The sequence below is a fragment of the Streptomyces sp. NPDC058231 genome (assembly GCF_042882275.1).
Lineage (GTDB): Bacteria > Actinomycetota > Actinomycetes > Streptomycetales > Streptomycetaceae > Streptomyces.
Genome location: NZ_JBHVWN010000149.1, coordinates 1 through 3,583, shown reverse-complemented (window position 1 = coordinate 3,583; position 3,583 = coordinate 1). Strand labels below are relative to the sequence as shown.

Below are 3,583 nucleotides of genomic sequence, written 5' to 3'. Positions count from 1 at the left end.
CCGTCGGCGAGGCCGACGGACCGCGTGCCGGACTGGCGGCGCTCGCGGAACTGGACGCCTCACTGCCCCGCCATGCCGCAGTGGCGGCGTACCTCCACGAGCGCGACGGCGACCTGGCGACAGCGGCACGGCTCTATGCCGAGGCAGCCCGAAAGGCACCCGACCTCGCCGAGCGCGACCACCTGACACGCCAGGCCGCTCGGCTCAACGCCCGCCGGTGACGCTGACGGGTTGTGCTCGGGTTTTCCCGCGGCACTGGGCGCACCCCCCGTGGCCGGAGCGGTCGCCTCACGGTGAGAAGGCGGGTCCTCCATGAAGATCCCTGTTCATGGGAGAAGGCAGCGTTACGACAGTGGTTCGGGAGGTACCGGGCGGCCAGGGGAGGATCGCACTGTTCACAGGTTCCGACAGTCGGCCTACGCACGAGCCGATCGTGGGGGCATGCGTGCGGTCGAGAGGCCGAAGTCGGGTGAGTCTGGATTCGGGGTTGAGGTTGCCGTTGCGGCAGCGTCTACCGTCCTTACCAGGGCCGGAAAAGCCGGCCCGGTGACGCACTCGGGAGGGGGCAGCAATGGAGTGGTCCATTGCGGAGGTCGCCCGTGTGTCGGGCGTGACCGCCCGCACTCTGCGGCACTACGGCGAGATCGGTCTGCTGCCTCCGGCCCGGATCGGTGCCGGCGGCCACCGCTACTACGAGGAGCGCCAACTCCTGCTGCTGCAGCAGATCCTCGTCCTGCGGGCCCTGGACCTCGGACTGCCCGAGATCGGCCGGATCCTGGCCGAGCAGGTCGACGAGGTGGAGGCTCTGCGGGGCCACCATCGGCGGCTGCTCGCCGAGCGGAACCGGCTCGGCACCCTGGCCGCCACCGTCTCCCGCACGATCGCCGAACTGGAACAATCCAGGAAGGACGGACAGCCCATGACTGCCATCAACCGACCGGAGAACCTGTTCGAGGGCGTGCAGCCCTCCCAGTACGCGGAGAGTCTGCGTGACTTTCCCGAACACGCGGAGGAAGTCACCCGGCTGACCGCGACGATGAGCCCGGCCGAGATCCAGGCTGGGCAGCGGGAGCGCACGGCGTGGATGATCCGGCTGGCCGAGCTGATGGCCGCCGGCATGCCCGCCGGCGCCGAACCCGTCCAGGCCGAGATCGATGTCCAGTACCGGGCACTGACCGCACTGCGCGCCGTCTCCACCGACGAGTATCGCGCGATGGGGCGTTCTTGCGTGGACAACGAAGCCTGGTACACCGCGTACGAGGCGATCGCCCCGGGCCTGGCCGCGTATCAGCAGGACGCCATCGAGGTGTACGCCACGTCCAGGCTCAGCTGAGCCGGAGCAGGGCCGTTGCGGGGCGAACCAACGGCGGTCACGTACGGGTGTTCACCGGTGCAGGGACCGGCGCATCGAGGAAGGCTCTCCCTGGGCAGCTCTGGCCACCGGCCGCGACGTCGGACGGCTCCTGGCAGATGCCGTAGCGGACGCTGACCTCACCGATCACCCGCCCCACGTGCTCGGGGTCCAGCAGTGACTGTGCCTCCAGACGCGGTCGCCGTTCCCCACTGCACCGTCCATGCCCTGCGCCACCGAAGCGACGCCCACCACCTCGTCAGTACTGGCCAGGCCCACCCGTTCGACGAGGTCTTCGGCCAGGCGGCAGCACGCGGGGCCTGACCGCACACGTCCCGCTGAACGATGGGAGGCCCCGTAACGAGCGGCCGGCGGGCCTCGACGACGCCGGGTGAAGGGAGCGGGGAGGGAGAAAGAAGAGCGAATCGGTCTGCGTGGGGTGTGGCCGATCGGTACGGTGCGGGGAGTGGCACGGGGGAGGGGGCCGGATCGTGGGTGCGGCAGTGTTGACGTTGGCGGCGGCTGTGATCGGTAGCGCTGTGTCATTGGTGTCGACCTACCCCGGCGTGAATGAGCGGTGGCAGTCACTCTGCCTTGCCCGGGATTGCCCGGGGCCGGCGGACAGAATCATCTATCCACGCCTGAGCTGGATACGTCGCGGTGCGCAAGCATGCAAGTGGTGCGCAGGCGTGGTGATCGACCCGAAAGCCGCACACGACATCATGGTGAGCCAGGCGGGGTTGCTTCCCCAGGTTCCCTACCCAGGAGTGCGGGAGCGGTGGGAGTGTCGGTGTCAGAACTGCCGAAGCACCGTCTACCCGACTCTCGGCAGTGTTTCCAGCCGCGGCACCGGCTGCTCGGAGTGCGCGGAGTACGGGTTCCGGCGCAGCAAGGCCGCTCTGCTCTACCTCGTGACGCACGAGGGGCTCCAGGCGGCGAAAGTCGGTATCTGTAATCTCGACACCGGCCGGATCGAGAAGCATGAACGCCGTGGCTGGACGCGATATGACGTGCTCGCCTGCAAGACAGGGCGTGACGCCGAACTGCTGGAGAAGCAAGTCTTGGCCGAGTGGCGATCCCAGGGATGGCGCCCAGTTCTCGACCATGGACAGCCCTATGACGGCTGGACCGAAACGGCGCCCCTGCCCTCCTCTTCAGCGGACGAGTTGTGGCAAGGCATCCTGGACCTCAAGAGGCTGACCGAGGCCGTACCACCAGTTACGCGTAGCTCCCATGAGAGATGACGAGCGGTGCCCGTAGCTGACCGAATCGAGGAACCCGGTGACTGTTGCTCACCGGACTCGTGAGCAAGCCTGTTGTACGTGACAACGGACCGTTGTCCGGCCATGAGCAGGATCATGCTCAGGCGCCGGCATGGAGGTAGGCGGCCCACAGCGACGGCGTGCGCGTCCTGTCAAGGTCGCCGGGAAGATCGTGGCCGTCCCGGACGGCCCGTATCGCGTGGTGCAGGGCGTCGGCGGCTCGGTCGGTGTCCACGGTGTGCTGGTCGGTGGTGAGGTGGGTGTAGAAGGCGTCGGCGACGGTGACGGCGATCTGGTCGTTGATCTCCCACAGGGTGCCGATGACGTGGGGGAACCCGGCGAGTTGGAATGCCGAGGTGAGATGGATGGCCTCGTCGAGCAGTTCGGTGGTGTCGATGGCTGCGGTGCGGCAGGCGGACAGGTAGGCCAGTTGCGCTTGGTCGAGCTGGATGGGGGCGAGGCCGGCGACGGTGAGTGGGTCGCTGTCGTGGTCGTGGAGCAGTAGCCGACTGCGAGAGGGGTCGGTGGGGTGGCTGGCGCCGTGGCAGGCGAAGTGCGCGATGGCGCAGGTGGGCAGATGCGCCAGGACACCGGCCTTGGTCGGCAGGGAGGCGGGGTTGTCGGCGGTGTCGTGGTCCGGGTCGGGTTCGTGCAGGAGCACACGCTCGGGCAGGTGGCGATGCAACATCTCAGCTTCGGCTCTCACATAGTGCAGCCGCCCATGACCGGGGAGTCCGGGTGTGGTGGGCAGGGCCACGATGAGCGCGCGGGTGGGTGAGGGCGATGCGGGGTCATGCCCTCGGGTGTGCTGGCGGGCGTAGCCCTGCAGAATCCGGGCCCTTGATCGGTTGCACCACCTGGCGGGACCGGATCCCCCAACCCGGTGGAGCGAGGAGGGTATCCCCGCTACCGTCGCGTTGCCCGGTCCGGACCATCGGCCGGTGGCAATTTCCAATCCACCAAGGCGCCT

At 68.4% G+C, this 3,583-nt stretch carries 4 protein-coding genes and 1 pseudogene; 4 read left to right on the top strand and 1 reads right to left on the bottom strand.

Annotated elements, in window-relative coordinates:
• The 4 genes and pseudogenes from ACFVXE_RS38810 to ACFVXE_RS38795 form a co-directional block, all read left to right on the top strand.
• Nucleotides 1-221, top strand: a pseudogene (locus tag ACFVXE_RS38810) (RNA polymerase subunit sigma-24); the annotation flags it as partial.
• 350 nt (nt 222-571) lie between these two features.
• The gene (locus ACFVXE_RS38805) at nt 572-1,333 is read left to right on the top strand and encodes a MerR family transcriptional regulator (RefSeq protein WP_389678473.1); all 762 of its coding nucleotides are present in this window, start codon (nt 572-574) and stop codon (nt 1,331-1,333) included.
• A gap of 195 nt (nt 1,334-1,528) precedes the next feature.
• Entirely contained in the window at nt 1,529-1,675 is a 147-nt protein-coding gene (locus ACFVXE_RS38800) for a hypothetical protein (RefSeq protein ID WP_389678472.1), read from the top strand.
• Between the two features lie 365 nt (nt 1,676-2,040).
• Entirely contained in the window at nt 2,041-2,595 is a 555-nt protein-coding gene (locus ACFVXE_RS38795; RefSeq protein WP_389678470.1) for a hypothetical protein, read from the top strand.
• Between the two features lie 118 nt (nt 2,596-2,713).
• On the opposite strand, the gene ACFVXE_RS38790 is transcribed toward ACFVXE_RS38795, so the two are convergent.
• Nucleotides 2,714-3,568, bottom strand: a complete 855-nt coding sequence (locus tag ACFVXE_RS38790; protein WP_389678475.1) for a CHAT domain-containing protein — start codon at nt 3,566-3,568, stop codon at nt 2,714-2,716.
• Between the last annotated feature and the right edge of the window lie 15 nt (nt 3,569-3,583).

Bases quoted from the DNA above. Each gene is read 5' to 3' on its own strand.
- ACFVXE_RS38805 (WP_389678473.1), top strand. From the start codon at position 572: ATGGAGTGGTCCATTGCGGAGGTCGCCCGTGTGTCGGGCGTGACCGCC.